We start from the raw sequence: 23,510 nt of genomic DNA, 5'->3' as shown, positions 1-23,510 counted from the left end.
AAAAACCCATGGATTTTGGGATATGGCTTGACGGTATCGTCCTAGATGTGGATACGACGGATTCCCTCTATTCCAATTACAAGGGCGGTAATGTACCAGTCCCCATGACCACTAGAGTGAACGTAGATTGGCCTGGGTTTTACGAGAAGGTTAGGTCTAGGGCTCGGATTTACCTTCTCTCCCCTTACTCATGTGAAGACACTCAAGAGATATTGAGGAAAGTGGGGCTGGCCGAGAAATTTGTGTGTAACACAGGAAGAACTAAGCCATCCAAGGAACCAACGGAGAGGCTTGTAACGGAGAACGGGCTGGATCCCCTGAACTTAGTGATTATAGGCTCGTCTCCTCTGGATCTCCTTTCAGCGAGATTCTACGACTCCAGAATAAAGGTAGTATGTGTGGTGAGAAGGGCAGATTGTTCTAGGTACAGTCCTTTCATTCAGGGTAAGAATCTTAACGAGGTTCTAAGTTCTCTAGAAAGGCTGAAATTACTGCCATAGGTACTTGGTCTTATCATCTACTCCTGCGATCTTAAATGCCATTTTTCTCGACTCGCATTGGGAACATCTTCCGCAATGAGCCCTATGACCTAGTAGGCATGAATAGGTATTCAGGGGATCCATACCATGCTCAATCCCCATCCTCAAGACGTGGGCTTTGGATAGCCCCAAGAATGGGAAGATCAGACCTATGCGGAGAGCCTCGGCAAGTTTCCGTAGAGCAGATATAATCTCAGGCTTATTTGATTCATACTGGCACTCCTCACTCACTGTGAAAACGTAAACAGCCGAGTAACCCATTTCCGAGGCATATGTTAGGGCGAAGGGGATGGTCACGGCATTCCTGTGCCTGATGGGTTCATGCGGAATAAGGGACTTCCCTTCTCTAAAACGATCTCCCACCTTTTTCATGTTCACCTCGATTAATCTCTTTCCAAGTTTCTCGCAGTTAATCCTCGCGTACTTCACTTGCTCCTTGAATGCTCTCTGACCGTAATCGATAGTCATGCAATCGTAATCCATTTCCCTGAACCTGTACATTCCCGCTGTTGAATCGAGACCACCAGATACCAGGAAAAGGGACTTCATGCTTTTTTAAATAATATGAAACGAAAATAAGTTAATGGAAAGCAAGGAGAATGAGGCTAAAAAACTTGCAGCCACATATGCCAGGTGGCTGCGAAATCCAGAGGAAGCTCTGTTTGGGAAAACCGGGAAAGGCGTCGTGATGCAAATGTATAACGCCATAAAGCAGGCTAAGACCAAGGAGGAACTGATTCAAATCTTAGACCTATCCAAGTACGAGTTGACTAAACAAACTTTCAACGATATGACTAGGTTCGTTAACGAACTTAGAAATAAAATATCTCAAATGCCTGACCAGGAAGCTATAAACTTTACAATTGAGGTAATGAGATACTTTCAGATATCACTGTTTACTAAGCTCGAGGACATGAAGAGGGGGCTTTGGGCTTGATCTGAATATTTTATTCTTGCAATAATCACGAGATACATTTTTGCTAAAATAAGCAAAGATTTATATATACGTTTTTACCACATATTATGTGAGTTAGAATGGAAGTCCAAAAATTAAAAGCTAGACTCCCTTCCGGAAGGGAAGTAGGATTGGTGGAGGCACTAAGCTTCTGCTACGATATATCTGACACGGATTTTCAGATACTTAAGGCACTGATAAATATGGGACCAAAGACCGAGGATGATTTAGCCTCAGTGTTGAAGCTCAGCAAGGCGTCCATAAATAGGTCGGTGAATAAATTAATCTCCATTGGATTCGTGGAGAGGGTTAAGGATCAAGGATCTAAGGGAGGCAGGCCTAGGTACATATATAAAGCAGTTGATGCGGAAGCTCTTACTGATAAGATAGTAAAGGACTTCGAGTACTGCGCTCAGCTCTTTAGTGGTCTAACTCCTGCAGAGCTCAAGAGCTTTCCGAAGCCTTAGGGCACTTGTAGCGGAATCTCTCGGGCTCTCTCATAAAAGTGAGCTGGCATATCTCAGTATCAAAATAGTATACAGTTTCCTCATACTTTTGCTGATAGGGAGTGCATTCAGCTTCAAATAGCCTGTTGCAGACAGGACATACAACTTTCATGGTTTCTCTCATGATTAAGAAGACTTTTTAGCTTTTTGGGATTCATTAAGTTGCATGGAGGAGCTAAATCTTTTGGATCTAGAATGTCCTGAACCATTCATGAAAGTAGCTGCAAAGTTAATGAAAATGAAAGAGGGCAGGCTAAAGGTCATGTTTAAGGATCCCAAATGCGACGACATGATAATGGAGGCTGTTAAGTTGATGGATTGCAAGGTTATAGAGCACGTTTCTCAGAATGGAACCTACACCCTAGTTCTCGAAAAGAGATCCTCATCCGGAAATGAAGGTAAAGTCCAGGAGTTAGGAGGTTGCTGACAGTATTTTTTCAGCACATCTCTTGAGGTCCGCTTTGACTCTCTCCTGAAAGCTGTCTGAAATGACGTAAAGGAATTTTGGCCTTCCAATCTTCTTGCCATCAACCTTGATCCTTTCAACTAATCCAAGTTCTATTAGCTTCTTCATACTATTTTCCACCGTAGTCTTACTTAGCCCCATTATCTTTCCGAGCTCCACTGACGTCTTTGGCTCGCCAAGTTCAATTAGTTTAAACAGGCACTCAACGTCGGTATCGCTAATCTTATAGCAACATCTTATGCTCTCTTTCCTTTCTTTTAATGTGTCCTTGAACGTGTCGAAAGCTTCCATCATAAATATTTATAAAGTATGTCCATTAAAAACTTTTTCTATTTTTTCAGACATCATCCCAAAACCGCGACATTATTCTCCAAAGAGTTTTACGTACTCCTTGTACATGCACTTATCCTGGATAACTATCAGACCTTCGGCCCTGGCCCTCTCGGCGGATTTATCATCCCTTATTCCCTCTTGGAGCCAGATCGCCTTTACGTCATTTCTTTCCCTCTTCCTATCCAGTACTTGGTCAATAATTACAGGGACATCCTTTGAGGGCCTAAACACCTGAACAACTTCTATCTCATCCTCGATATCCTTGAGTGAAGGATAGGACTTCCTTCCGAGGATCTCTGTTACAGTGGGATTCACGGGGTAAACTACGTATCCATGTTCCATGAGAAACTTGGGAACCCTGTGCGATGGTTTCTCTGGATCCTTGGAAAATCCAATTGTAGCGATTCTCTTGAAGTTGGTTAACACATATCTTATCTGGCTTTCTTCCATCAATTCATATAAGGGTCTAACATTTTAAAAGTTAATACTTGTTTCCAATTCAAATATCGAATTTTACACGGTATTTGAAGGGATACAGGTTACCTTTCGCTCAGCAGGAAAATGAAGAACGCAATGGTTATGGTTCCAATAATGACGTCCAGTACCCTATCGAGGTTTCTAGGCACACGCAAGGTTATCACACCAACAAGTATGATTGAGAGGCTAGTCACCACGGCGAACCAGGCTATCACTCCCGCTCCTAGAGGGATTGACCCAGTATTCATGGCCAGAATTATGGTAACTATCTTGGAAGGGGTAACGTTAAACATGCCCTGAAGAAGGCCTGTACTCTTGGGTTCAACTTCAAACTCCATTCCGAATATTCCTGAAACCAAGAGAAGAACGCCAAATATTATCCCCACTAGGTCAGACGCTACCTCTATCTCAGCTTTCGCGTAACTAAAGTAGATTAGAACGAGAGAAATTGGGACTGCTATCAAGGCGAAACCTGCAGAGTGAAATACTGCCATCTCCACCAGTTTCCTACTCTTTTTAACCAACCTTGCTGACGAGATGTGATCTGGTTCGAGGCCGTGAGCTATAGCGATTAAACCCACGGTCACCAGTATCCCTATAACGTTTATCACGCCTTTCCCTAGTCTTACCTTAAAAAATACCTTGTTGACACCTTCACCCTAAACTATTGCCACCCCTTGCTTAAAATAAACAAAAAGTAAAAAGATACTTATAATAAGTTTTTTGGGGAAAATCTTTATATATAATATCCTACATTAAGTAAACGAAATGCCCAATTTTAGGTTTATTGTAGAGAGGGGACCTCAGCACAAGATCCTTGCCGGCGAGGAGGCCCTACTGGATTCCGTTGCTGAGGGATCAGATCCCATCCTCAGATTTGTAATCTTTGATCCCACTGCTGTCCTCTTGGGATATCACCAGTCTGCAGAGCAGGAGGTTAACTTGGATAAGGTAAGGGAGAGGGGATGGGATGTGGGTAGAAGACCTACGGGCGGAGGAACAATTATCATGGGCCCCGATCAGCTGGGCTGGGAGATATATTCGGAGTCATCACTTTTGGGAGGCTCAGTGGAATCGGCTATTAAGCGCTCGGCTGACGCTGTCATATCAACCCTCTCAAGGTTTGGGATCAAGGCTAATTTCAGGCCTAAAAACGACGTTGAAATAAATGGTAGAAAGATTTCAGGTTTGGGAGCGTTCTCCGTGGGGAAGTACATCTCGGTGACTGGAACTATTCTACTGGACTTTGATGTACAGGCCATGGTGGATACGCTAAAGTTGAGCACCGAGAAGATGAAGGACAAGGTCTCAAAGGACTTCAGGGAGAGAATAACCTGGTTAAATAGGGAACTGGGTTTCTCTGTTCCCATGGAGGAACTCATAAAGGAGGCTAGATTAGCCTTTCAAGAGTCGCTTGGTGTGGAACTTCTCGACGGGAAATACTTACCCAGAGAGGAAGAAAATATCAGGGAACTCGAGTTAAAGTATAGATCGCAGGAGTGGGTTTTCGGTCTAAGGAAAACCTTGGAAGGGGAGGACGTTAGGCAGGGAGAGATTAAGCTTCCGGGAGGGCTCTTCAGGGTTCAGGTTAAGATGGCGGGGAAGGGACTAATACAGTCGGTTCTAATCACGGGAGACTTCTTCGTTGAGCCTAGGAGGAGCATTTACGACCTTGAGGCTAGGTTGAAGTGGTCCAGGGTGGAGGACCTTAGGAAAGAGGTTTCGGATTGGTTTCAAGGGGTTAAGTTTCTAGGGGTGGACAAGGAGCAACTTATTCAATTTCTGGAGGGATTAGTGAGATGAAACCCATATTCTTCTATGCCCCATCACTTAAGAGGTACGAGACTGATTACCTTAGCTCGGAGGAAGGATGGAAACCCATCTCCGTGACAGGCACATCCTGCGCCTTTAGTTGCAAACATTGCGAAACTAGGGTCCTTGAGGGAATGGAGGACGGATCCACGAGAGAGAAGTTCGAGAAAATACTTGAAAGCGTCAGTAAGGCAGGCCACAAGGGCGTAATCCTGTCTGGAGGATCTTCACCAAGGGGGGACGTCCCCGTGTGGAAGTATAGCGACGTCCTCAAGAAGTACCCAAACGTCACTGTGATAGCTCACACTGGAGTTGTGAAATCCAGAGAAATAGCTAAGAGGTTCAGGGATAGCGGGGTAAAGATTGCCTTACTGGATATGGTCGGGGACCAAGAGACCATAAACGAAGTTTTAGGTCAACCCTTCACGATTGACGACTATCTTAACTCCTTTAAGTACCTTAAGGAGGTAGGAATAAAGATTGCGCCTCACGTAATAGTTGGACTTAGCAAGAGGGGAGTAGAAGGAGATCTTCACGCACTGGAACTCCTGCAGGAAGTTAATCCGGATGCCGTGATTGTTGTGGGCCTGATGCCCCTGGTAGGAACCCCCTACAGGGGAGTCAAGGAACCCTCCCCGGAGGAGTTAGGAAAGGTTCTCATGAGGGCTCGCGAGCTCTTCTCCTCCCCCGTTATGTTAGGCTGTGCCAGACCTAGGGGGAAAGCCTACCTTGATGTGGAGAAAATGGCAGTAGATCAGGGAATAGACGGTATGGCTTTCCCCTCGCAAGAGACCATAGAATACGCCATGGGGAGGAGGGAGGTGGTTCTTAGCCACGCATGTTGTGGCAATGTGATACATGACTTCCTATTACGGGTGTCCCTATGAATCTGAGAATAAATGAAGTAAAATCCATAAGCAGTCCTGATTGGGTAAGGCTCAGCTTCGGGGCAGACATGGTACTAGGTTTTTCACCCGGAAAGTTTCTGAAGGGAGCTCTGAACACTACCATAAACCTTCTCCAGTACTATCCAGATGGTTGTAAGGCAAACTGCATCTATTGCGGTCAAGCCAGGGAGGTCAGCCAAGGCCCTGAGTGCAAGACCCTAATAAGGGTGGAGTGGCCATTGCGTCCCTTGGATGCAGTCCTTGATAGGATAAAGGAGAGACAGGGAGATCCGAACTACGGACTACAGAGGATCTGCGTTGGCCAACTAGCTCATCCCAGGGCATCTCCCGACTCTGTGGAGATAACAAGGAGAATCAGGGAGAAGGGAATAGAACTTCAAATCTCCGAGTTAGTTACAGCCACCTACACAAGCAAGGACGATATGCGCAAGATGAAGGAGGCAGGTGGAAACATGATAGACGTTGCCATAGACGCTGCTAGCAAGAGGGTATTTGATGCCGTGAGAGGAAAACCCGTGAGAAGCATGCACAGCTGGGAAAGATATATCCACGCCATAGATGACGCAGTTGAGGTCTTTGGTAAGAAGAACGCTGGAATACATCTAATAATTGGGCTTGGCGAAACCGAGCAGGAGGCGGTTTCCCTTATGCTCTACGCCCATTCCAGGGGTGCCAAGATAAGCCTCTTTGCCTTCTATCCGGAGGAATCCACACCCATGGAGAATAGGAAGCCAGTCCCAGTCCACGTTTACAGGAGGATGCAGATCTCCAGGTGGTTAATAGAGAACGACTTGGTTAAGCCTGAGGACTTCGTTTTCGACGAAAAGGGACAGCTGGTGGACATCAACCTGAGTTCCGATATCACTCTCCAAGAACTATCAGGTGCATTCCTGACTAGCGGATGCCCTGGGTGCAATAGGCCCTACTCGAACGAGAGACCTGGAGATAGGTTGAGGAACATTCCATGGTATCCAAACGAGAAACAGACGTTAAATGCGATTAAGTCCTCAAGATTACCTCTAGCGAAGAGGTTCCTGAACTAAATGAACTTTCCTGAGGGAAGCTTAGTCAGTTTTTTCACCAGTGGTTTTCCTTCTCACGTGAATGTGTCTGCCGTGGATGTGGGCTTTTACGATAAACTGGAGTTTATCTCCTTTTTTAGCGGGGTAGTTCTGTCCGTGGAGAAGTTTAAGGTGGGGAGACCCAATAGATTTGCGGAGACGGACCACGACTTCCTTATCCTGGTGAAAAGTAATTCCAAGACCCTAAAGATACTTCACGTTGATCCCTACCTTGAACCGGGGGAGGAAATTAAACCAGGTGAGGCACTGGGGAAGATGATATCCTCCCCCTACACGGGGGGAGACTTCAGGCACGCCCACATAGAAGGTCTCAGATTCTCCTTTCCTGCGGTTGAGACACCAGAGGACAAGGCCATAGGTAACGTTGTTACAGTCTCCGAAAATTTCATCGATGTGAGGCTATCCACCTACGCCAGTGCTGGTGACTTCACTGGTCTAGGTTGTTGCGGTGGCATACTAAACGCTAGTCTTCCATATGCTGGTTACGGTGGGTTAATTGGGATCGAACGTAGAGGGAAAATCCTTGTGGGGAAGAGGGAGTACCGCATAGCTAGAACAAGGCGTAATCTCAGCCTCTTTGAGGGAAGGAGAGGACTCATTAAGAACTGGGAATATGACTCAGTATTTAGGGTGATGGCCAACAAACCTGTAGACGGTCTGCCTCTCCTGGAGAGCATCCTCGCGTTCAGGGGAAAACCCATGGTCAGGATATTTGGTAAACTTGACCTTAAGGAGGGAGACGAAGTTGACGTATGGGGACTCATTAGGGATAGTCTGGGATGAAAGGTTTAGGGAGATCTCCTTCTCCCACCCCATGATAAGGGACGTTTCCAAGAGCAGAATCGTGAGGTTCAGGGAGCTGGTCTCAACTCTCAATGTCTACTTCATATCTCCTAAACCTGCCACGTACGAGGATCTGCTCGAGGTTCACGATGAGAGCCTTCTAAGAAAGATCAAGGAAGTTAGTTCCCTCCCTTACATTGGCTTCCTAGATTCGGGGGACACGGTTCATTACCCTGGCATGTTTGACGATATTCTTCTAGTTGCGGGTTCGACTCTCACGGCAATCTTCATGTCAAGGTTCTTTGACTCAATTTACATTCCGCTGGGGGGATTTCATCATGCCACTAGATCAAGATCCATGGGTTTTTGCCCCATAAACGACGTTAACTTAGCGATATCGAGACTCATGAAAATGGGAGAAAGGGTCGCACTGGTTGACGTAGACGCCCACCACGCGAATGGAGTGGAGGAAATGTTCTATGACAAACCAGTGCTCAAGATCAATATTTTCGCTTATGATGGCAAATTCTTCCCGGGAACCGGTGATTACAGGAGAAGGGGGAAAGGAGAAGGGACGGGTTATAACTTCAATGTCGGGTTACCTCTGGGCTCTGCTGACGACTCGTTTCAGGAGGCATTAAGGTTGCTCGATGTGGTTGAAGACTTCAAACCATCAGTCCTACTCGTGGTTGCCGGGGTAGATGGGCATAAGGATGACGGACTCAAATCCCTCAATCTGACCACGAACTCCTTCAATTTACTGGGCCTAAAGGTGAGCAGGTTAGCTAGGAGGGTTAACGCAAGGATTATTTCCTTTGGAGGAGGAGGCTACGGTCCAGGTTCAGCACCCTCTATGTTTTCCTTTGTGAAGGGACTCATGGGAAACAGGTCAGAGGATGAAATGCCCACACAAGATGAGGAGAAAAAGGCTTACGTGAAAAAATTAGTGGATCTACTCCTTGAACGCCTTCCCAGTAGCCTTGAGTAGGGAGGTCATTATTCCAAGGGCATACTTGGAATCTGGATCCCTTGTCAGGCCTGCTAGTCCTCCTATACCCACAGGTTTCACGTTAGGCAGATCGCTAGCCCATATCTTCATGGCCTTGGCGAACTTCTCCATGACTGAAACCATTGTATCCACCAGTTGTGGATCTGCCATTACGTCCATGAGTTTGTACATCCTATCCATAACTCCAGTTCTCTGCAGTTCAGCAAACTTCATCATTAGGTTGATCATGGAATCCATGTCCATCTGAGCGAGTGCCTTAACTGTTTTCTCGTCGGTCAGCTTCTTCAACATGGGCATTGACGCCTCAAAGGCTCCCAACATGCTCTCTACATCCAGTTGCTGGATCAGCTTAATTGCCCTATCACTTGTGAGCTTCTGCATCATGGGCATTAAGGAATTCATAGCCTTGAGTAAACCGTCAATGTCCATCTTCTGAATCATGTTAATTGTATCCTCGCTGGTCATCTTCTCCAGGAGAGGCCACAGAGCCTGAACCTTCCCTATCTGATCCATACCAAAGGCTATCAGGGTATTTATTAGGTCGGTCTTCTGGACAGTGTCAAGTAGAGCAAGTCCCTGTTGCATTAGGTTCATGAGATTATCCAGTTGGCCGGATTTCTGCATCTCGCTCATCATGTTAGCAAGTTTGGCGAGCGTTGGTGTCATGGTTTCAGCAGCGCTCAGAAGCGCGTCCATATCTAGGCTCTGTATTATCTTCAAGGTTTTCTCGCTCGTCAGCTTACTAAGTAGCGGTGTCAGGGATCCCATGTACTCCAGGAGGGAGTCGTAGTCTATACTTTGTAGTACCTTTATCGCCTTATCGCTAGTTAGCTTGTTAAGTACTGGGGTGAGCTTCTCAAGAGCTCCTAGGGTGGAGTCTATATCGAGTTGCTGGATAATGTTAATTACCCTATCACTGGTCATCTTCTCCAGGAGAGGCCACAGAGCCTGAACCTTCCCTATCTGATCCATACCAAATGAAACTAACGTATTCATCAGGTCAGCCTTCTGCATCGCATCAGCAATGCTCACAACCTGCCCCAGCATATCCAACATGAAGTCTAGTTCCCCTTTCTTGTCCATCTCGCTTAGTTTCTCAGCGACCTTCTCGAACGCAGGTAGAACATCCATTAGTTTAGTGATTTTTTGTAAATTTTCTTCCTTGAGCAAAATTTCCAATGGGTCCTGTTGCGACATACTGTTTCACTACTCCTTATATATCATTACTTAAATAATTTTAATGAATATGTTTGCCGTAATCTCACCGAGTTCCTACCCTAAGCTAGCACTTATCCTCGAGAAGTTTTCAGGGTATAAGTTAATTGTCACCACGTACGGTGTCTCCTACGCACTCCAGAATCACATTAACATCGATTACGCTCTGGATAGGGGTGTATGGGTCAGAGCTTACTCGCATAAACCTGGGACCTTTTCCGGGTTACCCATGCATGAGGCAGAGGCCATAATGGTTGCGTCAGATTTACAGGCAATATTGATTGCCTCAGATGAAAAGGTAAAGAAGGAGGCCGAAAGGCTAGGGGTTAAGGTTGTGTCCCCTGACTAGAGCTCGACTTAACTAGCATCTTCAGGACAATGTTGGGAGGAAATCCGCCAGGTATCTCGGTCTTGTCGTTAAGGACTATCTTTGGAACGCTTAAGACGTGATATTTCTTAGCTAAATCGTCGTAGGTTTCACTATCTATGATCTCCAGTTCTACGTTCTGGTTAACCAGGGCAACTTGGTAGAGAAGCTCAGCTGCGATGGGGCACTTGGTGCAATCGGGTGTAACAAACAGCTTCACGTTACCTCTTACCATTTTAGCCATGTCCAGCTCCTGCGGATCCAGTTGAACAGTGTTGGTGGATATCCTGACTAGGGCATTCAGGAAAGGCCACAGCTCATTTACTGCTGGAATACCGAGATATGAGAAGTGCTTTCTGCCATTTGACCACACATGAATCTGAGGTTTTTCGCATCCTTCATTTTCCTCTACCTGAATATTGGCCCCGCTAAGTTGAGATATTAGTTCGGAGGCCTTACAGTGGTTTATCTTGAGACCCTTTATAACCTTGAGATATTGCTTAACAATGCTATCGTAACTCACATGAAATACCTCAAACTCTCAATTCCCTCAAGGGCTTTAATTAACTTTTGTTCCAACTCATTTCGATCATTAAAGTGAACAATCACTTCCACAGTTGTCTCCCTTAGCGCATAGGTTACCGGCATGCCTATTCCTTGAACTAACCTTGATGCCCTAGCGTAATACGTTCCCATGGTTACTAGATCGTCAAGTTTCTCCTTGCCTGTAGGAAGTGGTATGGGTATATGAACGTCTGTACCCTTAACGTAAAAGGAATAGTCATCCATAGTTATCATTTCAACGTCACCGCTCTTTGAGTATGAGAAGTTCTTCTTCTCTAGGTATTCCTTAAGTTCCATTTTTATCCTTGAATACATCTACATCCAAGTTAAATAATGCTTTAGCTGTATTGCTTACGCTCTCTGAGATCGAGGGATGAACAAATGGAACTAGGGCTAAATCCTTTGCCCTCATTCCGGCCTTAATTGCAATCGAAACGATGTTAATTATTTCTTCCGAATAATGAGACACCACTTCGCCAAAACATATCCTATCCTTCTCGTCAAAACCCAGCCTCACGTACCCTTCCCTGATACCATGGATGATGGCTCTGGTCGAGGCACTAAGCGGGAAAGTACTAAACTTAACTACGTTTCTCCTATTCCCCACCACTGCAACTTGAGGATCTGTGTAGATTACCTGCGGTACAACCGAGTAATCAACCTCCACAGGTTGTCCAAGGATAGAAAGGGACGCAACAATTCCCTCCATCATCGCAGAGTGGGCTACCTTCCTTTCCTTATCCACAACGTCACCTACGGCCCAAATCCTTGGATTGCTGGTCCTCATGTACCTGTCGACCACTATCCCATTGCAGTTAACCTTCACTCCAACGGAACTAACGTCTTCGGGAATGTTTGGTCTCCTCCCGGTGGCGTAAACTACCTCCCCCCTAAACTCCCCACAGGTGGTTTTCAGAAGCTTGCCATCCTGATACACAGGTTCGCAATTTTCCTTCACTGTAACTCCATCCCATTCCAGCGAATCTAGGATGATCTTCCTTGCTTCTTCACTCATTTCCTGGAGAATTCTCCCTCGTGTAACTAGGGATACAGAGGATCCTAACCTGGCGAAGAACTGGGCTATCTCAACGCCTGCAAATCCTCCTCCAACCACCACCATCTCCTTAGGGACGTAATCCAGGTTTACTGCCTGGTCCTCAGTAATCCCACCCTCTACTCCCTTGATTCTGGGCAGAAGAGGGGAAGAGCCCGAGGCAATAATCATGTTATCGTATTCTATCTCCTTCCCGTTAACCTCAACCACCGAACCCTTAACCCTAGCTTCCCCGATCAGCGTAGTTCCACCGGCGTTTTCCACCAGTTTTTGTCCAGCATCAGAAAGGTATTCTATTAACGTGTTTCTAGAGGCAAATATATCCCTCGCTCCAACATCTATTGTCAATCCCTTATAATTTCCAATCTCTGAGGACCTAGAGAGGGAAAAAGAAACATCATATAAAAAAATACTTGGAACGCATCCTGACCTTACACAGACCCCTCCGAACTTCTCCTTCTCGACCACGAGCACATTTTTCCCATGTCTAGCTAGTACAGATCCCGCTACGTAACCGCTAGAGCCACCGCCTATTATCACGACGTCAAATTTCATAGGAATCAGAAGAATAGTGTTCTGTCCGCATCCAGTGTTAAATCTATTAGGGTTGATCCTCCCACAAGCTCTATTCCATCCACAACGTCGCTTTCGTTCATGTGGCACATGTCCTTAAGGCTTTGGACGCACACATACATCTTTACGTTGTTGTCCTTTGCCATATCGAAGAAGTGTATGAACGGGTTTCCTCCCTTCTTTCTCTCGTCTTCCTGCCATTTCTTTGATAGTAGTAATGGGCCCTTTATCATGAAGAACACGGATGTCTCATATTCCATTGAGGCAGAGATTGATGCCATGAAGAGGGGGGCGTAGGTCCTGTCCAAATCCTCCGGTCCGTGGGTCACAACTATGAGTATTTTCTTTTTCTGTTCCTCCTGTGTTTGTTCAGTTTGGGTTTGCGCCAAGTCTATCCCTCATGATTATTTAATTTAGCTTACTTATATTTTTTATCAAACATATTCATCTAGGGATCTCTAGGGAAAAGAGGGTAAGTATCTTACATACCTATCTAATTGATAATTAAAGAATGTTTTTACAAATTATAAACAACACCACAAAGCTTAAATATTTTTGATATAAAAGATATTTTGGTGAAAGTTTGGCAGGAAAGAAGTTATCCATAATAGTCTTCTCAGGAACAGTAGACAAGCTGATGCCTGTGGGTATTCTCGCTTCAGGCGCAGCTGCCTCAGGATATGAGGTTAACCTTTTCTTCACCTTCTGGGGCTTAAACGCAATTAGCAAGAACGGAATGCAGGCACAACCGCAAGTCGATAAAAACTACGAGCAAATGGGTCCGATGATGATGAAGAGAATGATGGACATGAAGTTCCCCATGTGGCATCAGATGGTTAGAGAAGCCAAGGAGGTTGGTGAGGTAAAGGTCTACGCATGCTCCACAACCATGGAATTCTTCGGTCTAAAGAAGGAAGATCTAGCTGACTTCGTGGACGACGTGGTTGGCGTTGCAACCTTCCTGGATAGAGCCGAGGGAGGGACAACCCTATTTATCTAAACTCTTAAGGTGGTATAAATGTCACAAGAAACAAAAATAGCCAAAACCCTAGATGTAAAGGGAATGTATTGTCCTGGCCCTGTAATGGAGACAGCCAAGGCAATAAAGCAAATAAATGTGGGCGAAGTCCTTGAGGTCCTAGCAACTGATCCAGCTGCTAAGCCAGATATTGAGGCATGGGCGAGGAGAACAGGACACCAGATTCTGGACATTCAACAACAGGGCGGTGTAACTAGGATCCTCGTGAAGAGGGCCAAGTAACTTATTTTATTTTAGATTTTTTTTAACAAAACTTATAAGTCACCTTTTGTCATTATTTACCTGTGGAAAGATGGCTCAAGCAAAGAGTATACTCCAACTACCCGATGATCCAAGATTTCTAGACATGGCATACGAAGTTCAAGGTGCGGTACCGGAGGAGGATAGAAACCTTCTCTCGAATCTATCGCCTCAGGATAGGGAGACTGCCATAAAGTTCTGGCAGGCCGTAAAGTCAGATTTCAGATATGATGAGTATCTAAGAGGTTGCCTGAACTGTGGGGTCTGTACTTCGGGTTGCCCCGCAGCCAAGTTTTACGACTTCGGTCCCAGGGAAATGATACAGTACATGATGAGGGATGAGGTAGACAAGATATGGGAGTTCACAAACAAGAAGGTATGGGCATGCGTACAGTGTTACACGTGTTCCATGAGATGCCCCTTCAACAACGAAATAGCTGGGCTCATTATGCTCCTAAGGGAGTACTCAGTTCAATTCGCACTACCCTCTGCGAAGGAAATCCTTGCCCCGTATAGAAGGGTCCTCTACACCGTGTTAACCATGGGTAACCAGGTAACTCCAGACATGATCCAGCCGGATGCCTTCCCAGACTGGGGTCCACAGGCAGTCGAGGAGTCCAAGAACATGGATGTTTACAGGAAGGCCATTCCAGTGGACTTGATGCAGAGGACAGATATAGGATGGCACCCCTCACTTCAGACCGCAGTGGAAATGATGACAATAATGATTGAGTCGGGAGTTATGGATTCGCTCAGGGGAGTTGACAAGGACCTCTACGACATGATAATGGACATCTATGAGGACAGGAAATCCCAGTTAGAGGAGATTAAGGAGAAGTGGCAGAAAGGGGAACTGGACGAGAACGAACTTCCAGACAGCTGGTTAGATCTTTAATCTTTCTTTTTACCTTATTTTCCCTTTTTCTCGCTATTTGCTAGAGTATAGAAAAACCTTTCATAGTTACATAAAATGTTTAATAAGTAAAGTATATAACCCTGAGGAATAATAATGATTGAAGGTGTAAAGTTTGGCTACACAGGAAATGGATAAGAAAATGGAGGAAGAGCTCAAGGAAGCCTTCCCCATGGCTGACAACGTCGACTGGAACGAGGTATATCAGAGGATTATATACAGGTACAGCACCCCTCACGGCCTACAACACGTAAAGGAAGAGCTTTACAAGCTAGAGGACAAGGGCGAAATAATAGTACATCACATAAAGCCCTATAACAACCCCGTGAAGATGCAGACCCTCAACGGCACCCCTAAGGTCATTCCAACCACCAAGCTATGGCAACACAAGAGCTGTGGTCAGTGTGGTCACATCCCAGGTTATCCAACTTCTGTGTTCTGGATGATGAATAAGATGGAAATAGACTACATGGACGAGCCACACCAAACCTCATGTACTGGATGGAACTATCACGCTTCCGGTGCTTCCAACCCAGTAGCGCTGGCTGGAGTCTATGTTAGGAACATGTGGAGGGCTTACGAAATAGATTACTTCCCACTCATTCACTGTGGAACTTCATTCGGTCACTATAAGGAGATCAGGAACATGCTAGTCCTTCACAAGGAGATCAGGGACAAGTTAAGGCCCATAATGAGGAAAATGGACATGGACATAGTGATTCCAGAGGAGGTAGTTCACTACTCAGAATGGTTATACACCATGAGCAAGAAGGCAGCCCAGCAGAAGAAGTATGACCTTAGCGGTATAAGGGCTGCAGTTCACACTCCATGCCACGTTTACAAGTTGGTGCCCGAGGACACAATATATGACCCCGAGGTATTCCAGGGTAGGAGGCCGGCAGCTCCCAGCGGTACTGCCCAGAACTTTGGTGCCAAGCTAGTCGATTACTCCACATGGTGGGACTGCTGCGGCTTCGGTTTCAGGCACATCCTGACAGAGAGGGAGTTCTCGAGAAGCTTTGCGTTATTCAAGAAGGTTATTCCTGCAGTTGAGGAAGGAAAGGCTGACATATTCGTGACCTCAGACACTGGATGTGTGACAACCCTAGACAAGAGCCAGTGGGCGGGAAAGGCTCACGGTTTCAACTATAACCTACCAGTATTGGCAGATGCTCAGTTCGCGGCAATTGCAATGGGCGCTGATCCCTACACAATTGCCCAAGTTCACTGGCATGCCACTGACGTAGAAGGATTCATGAGGAAGATAGGTGTGAACGTGGACGATTACAAGGAGAAGTTCATTCAGTACTTAGCCGATCTAAGAGAAGGTAAAGCCGAGCCCGAGTATCTCTACAAGCCCCACAGGAAGATTGACTTCTATCTCTCAGTCCCAGAGAGGGTCAAGTGGTACAAGGGCGATAAGGCCCAGGTGCCAAACACTTCTAAGTAAACCTTTTTAATTATTTTTATTAAAAATGATCTGAGAGTGGGAATTTGGCAGGAGAAAGGGTTCTTGTAATAGGGTCAGGCCCAGCCGGTCTCTCGGCAACTAAGGAGCTTAGAAACCTTGGCGTAGATGTTGTCTTAGTTGAAAGGGAATCATATCTGGGAGGGACTCCCAAGAAGCTAAAGTACAGTTTACTTTTCCCAGAACTTAGGCCAGCCTCAGAGGTATTAGACCCCCTGATAAAGGGCGTTGAGTCCAGTGGAGTAAAAACTTACATGGAGAGCATAGTTGAGGGAGTTAAGGATGAGGGAAAAGGCTTTACCGTCTCCATTAAAGATAAATCGGGAAAAATAACTAATGAGAAAGTAAACGCAATAATTGCAGCCTCTGGTTTCGAGCACTTCGATTCCAGGAGAAAGTACGAGTATGGTTACGGTATAATTCCCAACATCTACCAGATCTCCGATATTGAGAGAATGCTGTCTGAGAACAAGCTCGTGACAACTAAGGGTGTGCCACCCAAGAGGGTAGCTATTCTTCTGTGCGTAGGATCTAGGGACGCTACTGTAGGCAACACCTACTGCTCTAGGGTCTGCTGTGCAGTGTCCACGAAGCAGGCCATGGAGATAAAGGAGAGAGTACCAGATGCGGTGGTTCACATTTACTACATGGATATCAGGACGTATGGTCTCATGGAAGACAAGTTGTACTGGAAGTCTCAGCTGGAGTACAGGGTTGGTTACATAAGAGGCAGGATATCTGAGTTCATGAGGGGACCAAATGACACAGTGATAATCAAGGGTGAGGACACAATGAACCTGAATAGGGCTCTCGTGGTTCCATATGACATGGTGATCCTGGCAAACGGTATGGAGCTAGGGCTAGGCTCAAAGCAGGTAGCTAAGGCCCTAGGCCTTGAGCTAGAGGAGCACGGGTTCGTGAAGCCCATCGACCCAGACAGGTTACCAGTACAGTCCACCAGGAAGGGAATATTCCTGGCAGGTGCCATAACAGGTCCCAAGACCATCTCAGACTCCATTACTGAGGGATATGCAGCTGCCATGAAGGCCTATGAGTACGTAACAAAGGGCGTATGGGACGAGTCGGACTTCGCGAAGAAGAGGGTCGAGGTGGCCCATCATTAGCACAGTTTTTTTGAGCGTCGATTTCGTTCGTGAAATTTACAATGCAATGTTGAATGTAGATGTAAATAACACTGCCTCAGGGGACGCTAAGAAGTCCCTCAATCTCATACTTGAGGCAATGAAATTAAAGACCGAATTCCTCAGGACCGTAAAGGTTGATACTGAGGAGGAAATGAAGCAGGTTTTCGATTCTGTCTTCTACGCTAGGAAGCATTATGATGACGTGTTAAGAAACACCGGTGTAACTGCGTTCTCCAAGGCTTTAGAGACCCTTAGAGATGATAACGTCTCTTACCAGGAGAGAGTGCAGAAGTTTGTCTCTGCTGTGAAGGCCTCTGACCAAGAGGATATTGAGGATATGGCCAGGGAGATAATTCACTACCTATATCCTGAGGAGTATCCCCTATGGACTAGATGGATCTGGAATCCGAAGAGGAACACTGGTTCCATTAACTATGTCCTAAAGGAAAACCTAACGCTCAAGTCCACGGAGGAGTTCCTCTCCTCGGTAAACGAGCTCAAGAAGGTCCTTGAGGTTTTCGGTCTGTCCACAGGCAACTATTATCCAACTTCTATTTTTCTTGTATACGCGTATGTGAGGTATTTAGACTATACCACACACCTCGCAGTCGACAAAAAGGCTGCGGGGTTAATCCCCACACACCTCACAACCACGGCCCTGGTTATGGGCCTAAAACCATATATAAAGGTGATAAAACTTGCCCATACCTAATTTAGAAAAACCCATTATAAAGGGTTTAATTCAAAAAGATAAGGTAATAGTAGATGGAGTAGAGTTAGACGGCACATGGAATGCCTTCATGATAGAGAGAACCCAGACTGGCTACGATCAGTCTGTGTGGGACGAGATTGCCAACACAGTTGAGGGCGCCACAATAAGCCTCTGCTGGCAATGTGGAACCTGTACCTCCGGTTGTACCATGAGGGAGTACGATCCAAACTACAGCCCTAGAAGATTTATCGACTTAGCCAGGAAGGGAGATAAGCAGTCATTAATAGAGTTACAGGACAGTATCTGGAGATGTGTGTCTTGTCAGAAATGCACCCATAGATGCCCCAAGGGAGTGTTAGTGGAGGAAGTTGTACACAGTATTCACAACTACTTGCTGAAGCATGGACTCGTGAAGACAGATCCAGGCACCATTTTCGATGAACTCTTCTTGGATACAGTAATGAAGAACGGAGGGAGGATAAGCGAACTTCTGCTAGGAGGGGCCTCAGCCAAGGCTGGGTTTGTTACCATGAGCCTAAGGGATTTGCTCACCATGATGGGACCACTGCTTAAATCAGGGTTAATAAAGGACCTCATGAAGCCCAGTAGGGTTAAGGAGTGGGACAGGATAAAGCCTGTCCTTGAGGAGGCCATGAAGGAGGAGGTGACCCCAGAATGACCGAGATAGCTAACCCTTACGGTAAAGTAGCACTGTATCCAGGCTGTGCCCTTGACGGGTTAGGAAAGTCTTACGACGTATCACTACAGCTGGTAGCGAGGGATCTTGGAATTAACTATGAGAAGATTGAGGACTACAACTGCTGTGGAGCTCTAGAGGTTAAGAACGTAAATACCATGGCAGGACTATTACTTCCTGCCAGAAATCTATCCCTAGCAAGGCAGATGGGAGCCAACGCTGTCATGTCAGCCTGCCCAGGATGTCACTACTCCCTATCAAGGACCCAGTATTTCATGACCAGGTATCCTAAGCTCAGGGAGAAGGTCAACTCCTATCTAGAGAAGATGGGTGAGAAGCAGTACGACATGCAATTGCTCATGATCCACGCAGTGGAGTTCATTTACAACACCGTGGGACCAGAAGGTGTGAAGGCTAGAGTTAAGAGACCATTGCAAGGACTCAAGGTAGCTCCATACTACGGCTGTCTATATTCGAGGCCAAAGGCCTACACTCTCACTGGATATATGAAGATGAAGGATGATCCGGAGAGACCAGTCTTCATGGATGAGTTGCTTAGGGCTCTCGGCGCTGAGGTAGTTCCATTCGAGTCCAAGACAATGTGTTGCGGAGGACCCCACGTTTACTCCGACGTTACCACTTCACTGCATCTCGAGGCCAGAATACTGAAGGATGCTAAGAGGAATGGCGCAGAACTCCTAATAACCGATTGCCCGTTGGGACACGTGGCCATAGAGACCAACATGAACAAAATAGCTGAGAAGTACGGTGAGGACTTGAGAATGCCACTGGTTTACTTCACCCAGTTGTTAGCCTTCGCCTTCGGCCATAGCCCAGACGAGGCCTTACTAACTGCTAATCTCTCGAACCCCATGTCTGTCCTTAAGAGATATCTCTAAGCTTTTTTCTTTCCCTCATACTTTTTCTCATGGTTTCTCCATCGGATCATATGGCAAACGAGAGAACGTTTTTGGCCTGGGTAAGAACGGGAATTGCTCTTATAGGATTCGGGTTTGTGATAGCCAAATTCGCTCTCTTCCTCCAGATTCTGAAAGGCGTAAAGGGAGTGGGGCAGTCGGTGTTGTTCGGAGAAGTAATGATTGTTCTCGGAGCGGCAGTAATAGTGTATGGACTACTAATATATCATCTCACGGAAAGGGACTTGGAAAACAACACGTACAGATCGAGGCACGTTCTCAACTCAGTCTTCGCGGCAGTGGTACTCATAGTCGCAGTAAGCCTAGCACTTCTTGTGATATAGACTTCTTGGACTTACTATTTTGTGGTGCACTGGTGTACTGATCAGTACATTTACCATGTAGACAGGATGTAGATTAACATCCGCAGTGGTAGTGCACTCAACCACTCCTCTGCAATGGCTTATTACATACACGATTTCAATTTGGGGTAATGTTACTATCCACTTTGATAGTAGACCTCGTAATAGTTCTAGCTCTAATGTCCCTATCAGCTGAACTCCTAGCAAAGGGTGTGGAGGAACTAGAAGAAGTAATGGGTCAAGGCCTTGCAGGTGGAGTGGTACTGGGAACCCTTACGGCGCTTCCTGAAACCCTGATTGTCATAACGGCGGTATTGGAAAATAAGGGTGAAGTGGCCCTTGGATCAGCCGTTGGCGGTAACGTAGTTCTATTTACGTTAGGCGTTGGCCTGGTTGCCATGCTCTATCAATGGAAGTGGGGTAGGCCATTAACCATGAAGGGCGATTATGGACACGAACTCACGATCATGGGCATTACCTCCGCTGTCTTGGTTATACCCCTACTACTGGGTAACCTAAATCCCCTGATTTCAGTGGCACTTTTTTCCATTTATGCCTACTATGTCATTTCAAGGATAAGGAAGGGATCAAGGGGAAAGATCAACATCAAGAGCATGATTCAGGTAATAGTTGGAGGATCCATTGTGGTGGTACTCTCACCCTATTTCGTTAACATTATCTCAGAGCTTGCTCTCTACAGCGGGATCTCTCAAGCCTGGATATCCCTCGCACTCACCCCAATAGTGGCTGAGCTGGAAGAGGGAATTTCCTCCATAAGGTTGGCTCTAAAGTATCCTGCTGGCGGTTCCACAGCCGTGGTAAGTTACTTTGGTAGCAAAATACAGAACGCTACTCTTCTCCTGGGACTAGTTGGATTAGATTTTGTTAACGTGAGGGGACCGTTTCTACTGTTAGCCCTGATCTCAAACCTGATCGGAATAGCAATAGTGAAGGACGGGAAATTGACCTTCACCGAGGGGTTATTGTTGTCGGTTATATATTTTGCAATGTTGTACGTAGCTTTCATCTTTCAATTTTCCTCGATTTAGCCTTTTCTAGTAATTCGCCAGTAACAGAAAGCCTGGATACCGGTGATGAAAATTAGATTGTTGGAGATCATTTCTCTTCTGTGATCTTCTGGTTGGTTTTCTCGACTTTCCTCATCTGCACTTTTTCTTTCACGAGCTCGGGATAGGCAGTCTCTCCATGAACAGCGTAATCTCCTTGCAATATCTCGTCTCTGCTCAACCTCAACTGAGTTATCCTTCCTACCAATTTAGCTAGGCCAAAGCTCACCATGAAGGAGTAAATCCCAACCACCACAACCGCCAATGCCTGAACCAGAAACTGATGCCAGTCTCCAAATAGGGCACCCCTGTATCCAGGAAGGAAGTACTGAGATACCGCAGGATCTATCATGAGACCAGTTAGCAAACCTCCTACAGTCCCACCAATACCGTGAACAGGAAACACACCTAACGCATCATCTACCCTGAGCCTAGGCAGTAACTTGTACAGGCCCAACCAGACCACTGGTGCCGTGACTACCCCAGTTACCAATGCCTCGCTGGGATTGACCATTCCTGCCATGGGAGTTATTGCCACTAAACCTGCGAAGGCCCCATTGGCTAGACCGGTGAAGGATGATTTCCCAAACACCTTCATATCTATTGCCATCCAGGTTATCGCTGCGGCAGCTGCAGCTAAGTTGGTGTTGAACACTGCTATGGCCGCATCTATGGTAGCCCCTCCGGCGTCTCCACCGTTAAACCCGTTCCACCCCATCCAGTCAAGTCCGAAACCTAGGGCAGTCAAGAGAAGGTTGTGAGCTTCGATCTTTCTTTCGTGCGGTAGCCTTTGCCCTATTGCCATGGCTAAGGCTAAAGCAGAGTAACCTGCTGTCATGTGGATCACGTACCCGCCAGAGTAGTCCACTGCTCCCAGCTGATTTAACCAACCACCGGCAAAAAGCCAGTAGGCAACGGGCGCATACACCAGGATAATCCAGATGGGAGAGAACAGCATCCACGCCTTGAAGTTAGTTCTCTCCACAATCGCCCCTACCATAAGTCCAGGGGTTATGGCAGCGAAGGCAAACTGAAACATAACGAATGTGAGGAAGGGAATGTTGAGCTGAGTCCCTGCAGGCCCGTATACCGTTTCCCCAAACATGGGCAAATTCCAGATTGGGAGAGGCAACCCCAGGAAATTTAGTCCGCCCACGTGTATGGAGGACGAGTAGAAACTGAGCGAGTAACCCAGAATGGTCCACACAAGGAAAGTGGAGGCAAAGGAGTACAGAACCATCATCACCGTGTTCATGGAAAATCTTCTTCTGGTCATGCCAGCGTAGAACAGGGCTAACGCTGGAACCGATTGTATCATGACTAGAGTTGTAGCAGTTAGTATCCATGAGTTAGACCCCAAACTCAACCATTGGGGTACCGCCGCTGGGGGATACGTCGCTAGGTTTCCCAACGCCATAAAGCTTAAACTCTAGATTTATCATATAAGTTTGATGGTTTTCTGCGTTAAAAACGATCAATCATAAGAATAGATAATTAAAAAATAGACATCTTATTTCCCTGTTATCTATCATTATATTTGACCACTTTTTATTCAACCAACGGGAAGGGATCTCCGGGAGACTCAATAAACCAGTTTGAATCAAGGCTAAAATTTAGGCTACTTCCTAGATACGTAGTTCCGGGAGTTTCTAAGTTGTCTGATTTTGATGTCATTATTTTAGAATCGATAAAATATTTCCTTTTAGTCGCTGAACAGGAACGGATCAGCACGGTCTCTAGACTTTTCACTCTAGAAATGGAGGGAGTTTATCTCGTGATGAGTGCTGTGAAATATGTTAAATCCGGATGCATTCAAGTTTTATATCGTTGTAGTTCGCAGCTGGAGTATAAATCAATAAATCTCTCTTCTCTCACTCTTTTTACGTTGTCCATAGGAAATAGCTCCCTCGCGAAAAATCTCCTTAACCGACGTGCTTTCCGGTTACCCCCTCACTTTACCACACTGCTATTTAACCCCTTCCACTGTCAAGTTAATCTCGAGTTAACTATACCAAATATTACTGGGGTCAAGGCAAGCCCTGGATTTATCGTGATCTCCACATGAAGCCTTGGTATTCTGATTCAAATGTAAAATTGAAAGTATTACGTTAATGGGTGTTACTCCCTTCACAGTGCTCAGAGGAGCTATATCCAGAGAGCAACTCCATTGTTGAGTTAAAAACACGAATGGAAGAAAAACACGTTCATTCTTTATTTACGAACTAAAAGAGGAGCTAACTAAGTGGAGTGGAAACGTCCTGGGATCAATGAAGAGATTTAAGAGCGTTAGGCTACCTGAATAACATG

Annotated in this window: 30 protein-coding genes; 20 read left to right on the top strand and 10 right to left on the bottom strand. The window is 46.0% G+C overall.

The genetic code is table 11. The features are described 5' to 3' along the window. Nucleotides 1–8: 8 nt before the first annotated feature. Nucleotides 9–500 (top strand): aminotransferase class IV, encoded by a 492-nt coding sequence (locus MSED_RS07950; protein ID WP_012021511.1) that lies wholly within the window; start codon nucleotides 9–11, stop codon nucleotides 498–500. Here MSED_RS07950 and MSED_RS07945 read toward each other — a convergent pair. Then, entirely contained in the window at nucleotides 489–1,088 is a 600-nt protein-coding gene (locus MSED_RS07945) for a 7-cyano-7-deazaguanine synthase (RefSeq protein WP_012021510.1), read from the bottom strand. The genes MSED_RS07950 and MSED_RS07945 overlap by 12 nt on opposite strands. 34 nt (nucleotides 1,089–1,122) lie before the next feature. Here MSED_RS07945 and MSED_RS07940 point away from each other — a divergent pair, with 34 nt between their 5' ends. From MSED_RS07940 to MSED_RS07930, 3 genes are all read left to right on the top strand, one after another. Further along, the gene (locus MSED_RS07940) at nucleotides 1,123–1,476 is read left to right on the top strand and encodes a hypothetical protein (RefSeq protein WP_012021509.1); all 354 of its coding nucleotides are present in this window, start codon (nucleotides 1,123–1,125) and stop codon (nucleotides 1,474–1,476) included. Nucleotides 1,477–1,574: 98 nt separating this feature from the next. Beyond that, on the top strand, nucleotides 1,575–1,961 hold the full coding sequence (gene lrs14, locus MSED_RS07935) for an HTH-type transcriptional regulator Lrs14 (protein ID WP_012021508.1): 387 nt from the start codon (nucleotides 1,575–1,577) through the stop codon (nucleotides 1,959–1,961). A gap of 205 nt (nucleotides 1,962–2,166) precedes the next feature. Then, a complete protein-coding gene (locus MSED_RS07930; protein ID WP_012021506.1) occupies nucleotides 2,167–2,427 on the top strand; it encodes a sulfurtransferase TusA family protein in 261 nt (86 codons plus the stop codon). Here MSED_RS07930 and MSED_RS07925 read toward each other — a convergent pair. The 3 genes from MSED_RS07925 to MSED_RS07915 form a co-directional block, all read right to left on the bottom strand. After that, on the bottom strand, nucleotides 2,413–2,760 hold the full coding sequence (locus tag MSED_RS07925) for a helix-turn-helix domain-containing protein (RefSeq protein WP_012021505.1): 348 nt from the start codon (nucleotides 2,758–2,760) through the stop codon (nucleotides 2,413–2,415). The two genes, MSED_RS07930 and MSED_RS07925, sit on opposite strands and share 15 nt — an antisense overlap. A 69-nt stretch (nucleotides 2,761–2,829) precedes the next feature. Continuing rightward, entirely contained in the window at nucleotides 2,830–3,249 is a 420-nt protein-coding gene (locus MSED_RS07920) for a CoA-binding protein (RefSeq protein ID WP_012021504.1), read from the bottom strand. Nucleotides 3,250–3,338: 89 nt separating this feature from the next. Further along, the gene (locus MSED_RS07915; RefSeq protein ID WP_012021503.1) at nucleotides 3,339–3,887 is read right to left on the bottom strand and encodes a hypothetical protein; all 549 of its coding nucleotides are present in this window, start codon (nucleotides 3,885–3,887) and stop codon (nucleotides 3,339–3,341) included. Between the two features lie 157 nt (nucleotides 3,888–4,044). On the opposite strand from MSED_RS07915, the gene MSED_RS07910 reads away from it, so the two are divergent. Genes MSED_RS07910 through MSED_RS07890 form a run of 5 tightly spaced genes read left to right on the top strand, consistent with a single transcriptional unit; the run spans nucleotide 4,045 to nucleotide 8,849 of the window. After that, nucleotides 4,045–5,079, top strand: coding sequence for a lipoyl protein ligase domain-containing protein (locus tag MSED_RS07910; RefSeq protein ID WP_012021502.1), 1,035 nt, complete (start codon nucleotides 4,045–4,047; stop codon nucleotides 5,077–5,079). Further along, nucleotides 5,076–5,975 (top strand): radical SAM protein, encoded by a 900-nt coding sequence (locus MSED_RS07905; protein ID WP_012021501.1) that lies wholly within the window; start codon nucleotides 5,076–5,078, stop codon nucleotides 5,973–5,975. The genes MSED_RS07910 and MSED_RS07905 overlap by 4 nt, the downstream gene beginning before the upstream one ends. Further along, entirely contained in the window at nucleotides 5,972–7,039 is a 1,068-nt protein-coding gene (locus MSED_RS07900; protein WP_012021500.1) for a radical SAM protein, read from the top strand. The genes MSED_RS07905 and MSED_RS07900 overlap by 4 nt, the downstream gene beginning before the upstream one ends. Beyond that, nucleotides 7,040–7,861, top strand: coding sequence for a hypothetical protein (locus tag MSED_RS07895; protein WP_012021499.1), 822 nt, complete (start codon nucleotides 7,040–7,042; stop codon nucleotides 7,859–7,861). Continuing rightward, nucleotides 7,824–8,849, top strand: coding sequence for a histone deacetylase family protein (locus tag MSED_RS07890; protein ID WP_012021498.1), 1,026 nt, complete (start codon nucleotides 7,824–7,826; stop codon nucleotides 8,847–8,849). Before MSED_RS07895 ends, MSED_RS07890 begins: the two co-directional genes overlap by 38 nt. On the opposite strand, the gene MSED_RS07885 is transcribed toward MSED_RS07890, so the two are convergent. After that, nucleotides 8,814–10,067, bottom strand: a complete 1,254-nt coding sequence (locus MSED_RS07885; protein ID WP_012021497.1) for a DUF1641 domain-containing protein — start codon at nucleotides 10,065–10,067, stop codon at nucleotides 8,814–8,816. The genes MSED_RS07890 and MSED_RS07885 overlap by 36 nt on opposite strands. A gap of 43 nt (nucleotides 10,068–10,110) precedes the next feature. On the opposite strand from MSED_RS07885, the gene MSED_RS07880 reads away from it, so the two are divergent. Beyond that, on the top strand, nucleotides 10,111–10,434 hold the full coding sequence (locus MSED_RS07880) for a PIN domain-containing protein (protein ID WP_012021496.1): 324 nt from the start codon (nucleotides 10,111–10,113) through the stop codon (nucleotides 10,432–10,434). On the opposite strand, the gene MSED_RS07875 is transcribed toward MSED_RS07880, so the two are convergent. The 4 genes from MSED_RS07875 to MSED_RS07860 are packed head-to-tail and all read right to left on the bottom strand — an operon-like array spanning nucleotide 10,412 to nucleotide 13,032. Beyond that, nucleotides 10,412–10,975, bottom strand: coding sequence for a thioredoxin family protein (locus MSED_RS07875; RefSeq protein ID WP_012021495.1), 564 nt, complete (start codon nucleotides 10,973–10,975; stop codon nucleotides 10,412–10,414). The genes MSED_RS07880 and MSED_RS07875 overlap by 23 nt on opposite strands. After that, on the bottom strand, nucleotides 10,972–11,313 hold the full coding sequence (locus MSED_RS07870) for a hypothetical protein (protein ID WP_048060113.1): 342 nt from the start codon (nucleotides 11,311–11,313) through the stop codon (nucleotides 10,972–10,974). Before MSED_RS07870 ends, MSED_RS07875 begins: the two co-directional genes overlap by 4 nt. Further along, nucleotides 11,303–12,625, bottom strand: coding sequence for a dihydrolipoyl dehydrogenase family protein (locus MSED_RS07865; protein WP_012021493.1), 1,323 nt, complete (start codon nucleotides 12,623–12,625; stop codon nucleotides 11,303–11,305). Before MSED_RS07865 ends, MSED_RS07870 begins: the two co-directional genes overlap by 11 nt. 5 nt (nucleotides 12,626–12,630) lie before the next feature. Continuing rightward, nucleotides 12,631–13,032 carry a DsrE family protein gene (locus MSED_RS07860; protein ID WP_012021492.1) on the bottom strand — a complete coding sequence of 134 codons (402 nt, stop codon included), beginning with the start codon at nucleotides 13,030–13,032 and terminating at the stop codon, nucleotides 12,631–12,633. 194 nt (nucleotides 13,033–13,226) lie between these two features. Between MSED_RS07860 and MSED_RS07855 the strand changes: the two genes are divergently transcribed. The 10 genes from MSED_RS07855 to MSED_RS07810 all read left to right on the top strand — a co-directional run bounded on the left by MSED_RS07855 (nucleotide 13,227) and on the right by MSED_RS07810 (nucleotide 21,185). Continuing rightward, entirely contained in the window at nucleotides 13,227–13,643 is a 417-nt protein-coding gene (locus MSED_RS07855) for a DsrE/DsrF/DrsH-like family protein (RefSeq protein WP_012021491.1), read from the top strand. A gap of 18 nt (nucleotides 13,644–13,661) precedes the next feature. Further along, nucleotides 13,662–13,904, top strand: a complete 243-nt coding sequence (locus MSED_RS07850; RefSeq protein ID WP_012021490.1) for a sulfurtransferase TusA family protein — start codon at nucleotides 13,662–13,664, stop codon at nucleotides 13,902–13,904. 70 nt (nucleotides 13,905–13,974) lie between these two features. Next, nucleotides 13,975–14,817 (top strand): 4Fe-4S dicluster domain-containing protein, encoded by an 843-nt coding sequence (locus MSED_RS07845; protein ID WP_012021489.1) that lies wholly within the window; start codon nucleotides 13,975–13,977, stop codon nucleotides 14,815–14,817. Nucleotides 14,818–14,965: 148 nt separating this feature from the next. Next, nucleotides 14,966–16,285, top strand: coding sequence for a CoB--CoM heterodisulfide reductase iron-sulfur subunit B family protein (locus MSED_RS07840; RefSeq protein WP_374108054.1), 1,320 nt, complete (start codon nucleotides 14,966–14,968; stop codon nucleotides 16,283–16,285). 44 nt (nucleotides 16,286–16,329) lie between these two features. Beyond that, a complete protein-coding gene (locus MSED_RS07835) occupies nucleotides 16,330–17,427 on the top strand; it encodes a CoB--CoM heterodisulfide reductase iron-sulfur subunit A family protein (RefSeq protein ID WP_012021487.1) in 1,098 nt (365 codons plus the stop codon). Nucleotides 17,428–17,473: 46 nt separating this feature from the next. Then, nucleotides 17,474–18,160: a hypothetical protein gene (locus MSED_RS07830; protein ID WP_048060112.1), complete on the top strand. Its 687-nt coding sequence runs from the start codon at nucleotides 17,474–17,476 to the stop codon at nucleotides 18,158–18,160. Beyond that, nucleotides 18,147–18,839: a 4Fe-4S dicluster domain-containing protein gene (locus MSED_RS07825; protein ID WP_012021485.1), complete on the top strand. Its 693-nt coding sequence runs from the start codon at nucleotides 18,147–18,149 to the stop codon at nucleotides 18,837–18,839. The genes MSED_RS07830 and MSED_RS07825 overlap by 14 nt, the downstream gene beginning before the upstream one ends. Beyond that, the gene (locus MSED_RS07820) at nucleotides 18,836–19,756 is read left to right on the top strand and encodes a CoB--CoM heterodisulfide reductase iron-sulfur subunit B family protein (RefSeq protein ID WP_012021484.1); all 921 of its coding nucleotides are present in this window, start codon (nucleotides 18,836–18,838) and stop codon (nucleotides 19,754–19,756) included. The genes MSED_RS07825 and MSED_RS07820 overlap by 4 nt, the downstream gene beginning before the upstream one ends. Before the next feature lie 29 nt (nucleotides 19,757–19,785). Beyond that, nucleotides 19,786–20,118: a YidH family protein gene (locus MSED_RS07815; RefSeq protein ID WP_012021483.1), complete on the top strand. Its 333-nt coding sequence runs from the start codon at nucleotides 19,786–19,788 to the stop codon at nucleotides 20,116–20,118. 149 nt (nucleotides 20,119–20,267) lie between these two features. Further along, nucleotides 20,268–21,185, top strand: a complete 918-nt coding sequence (locus MSED_RS07810; RefSeq protein ID WP_012021482.1) for a sodium:calcium antiporter — start codon at nucleotides 20,268–20,270, stop codon at nucleotides 21,183–21,185. Nucleotides 21,186–21,252: 67 nt separating this feature from the next. On the opposite strand, the gene MSED_RS07805 is transcribed toward MSED_RS07810, so the two are convergent. Next, the gene (locus MSED_RS07805; RefSeq protein WP_012021481.1) at nucleotides 21,253–22,620 is read right to left on the bottom strand and encodes an ammonium transporter; all 1,368 of its coding nucleotides are present in this window, start codon (nucleotides 22,618–22,620) and stop codon (nucleotides 21,253–21,255) included. Nucleotides 22,621–23,510: the final 890 nt, after the last annotated feature.

The organism is Metallosphaera sedula DSM 5348 (assembly GCF_000016605.1).
Classification (GTDB): Archaea; Thermoproteota; Thermoprotei_A; order Sulfolobales; family Sulfolobaceae; genus Metallosphaera; species Metallosphaera sedula.
Note: the sequence above shows the minus strand (reverse complement) of the source record. Positions and strands in the feature narration are given on the sequence as shown.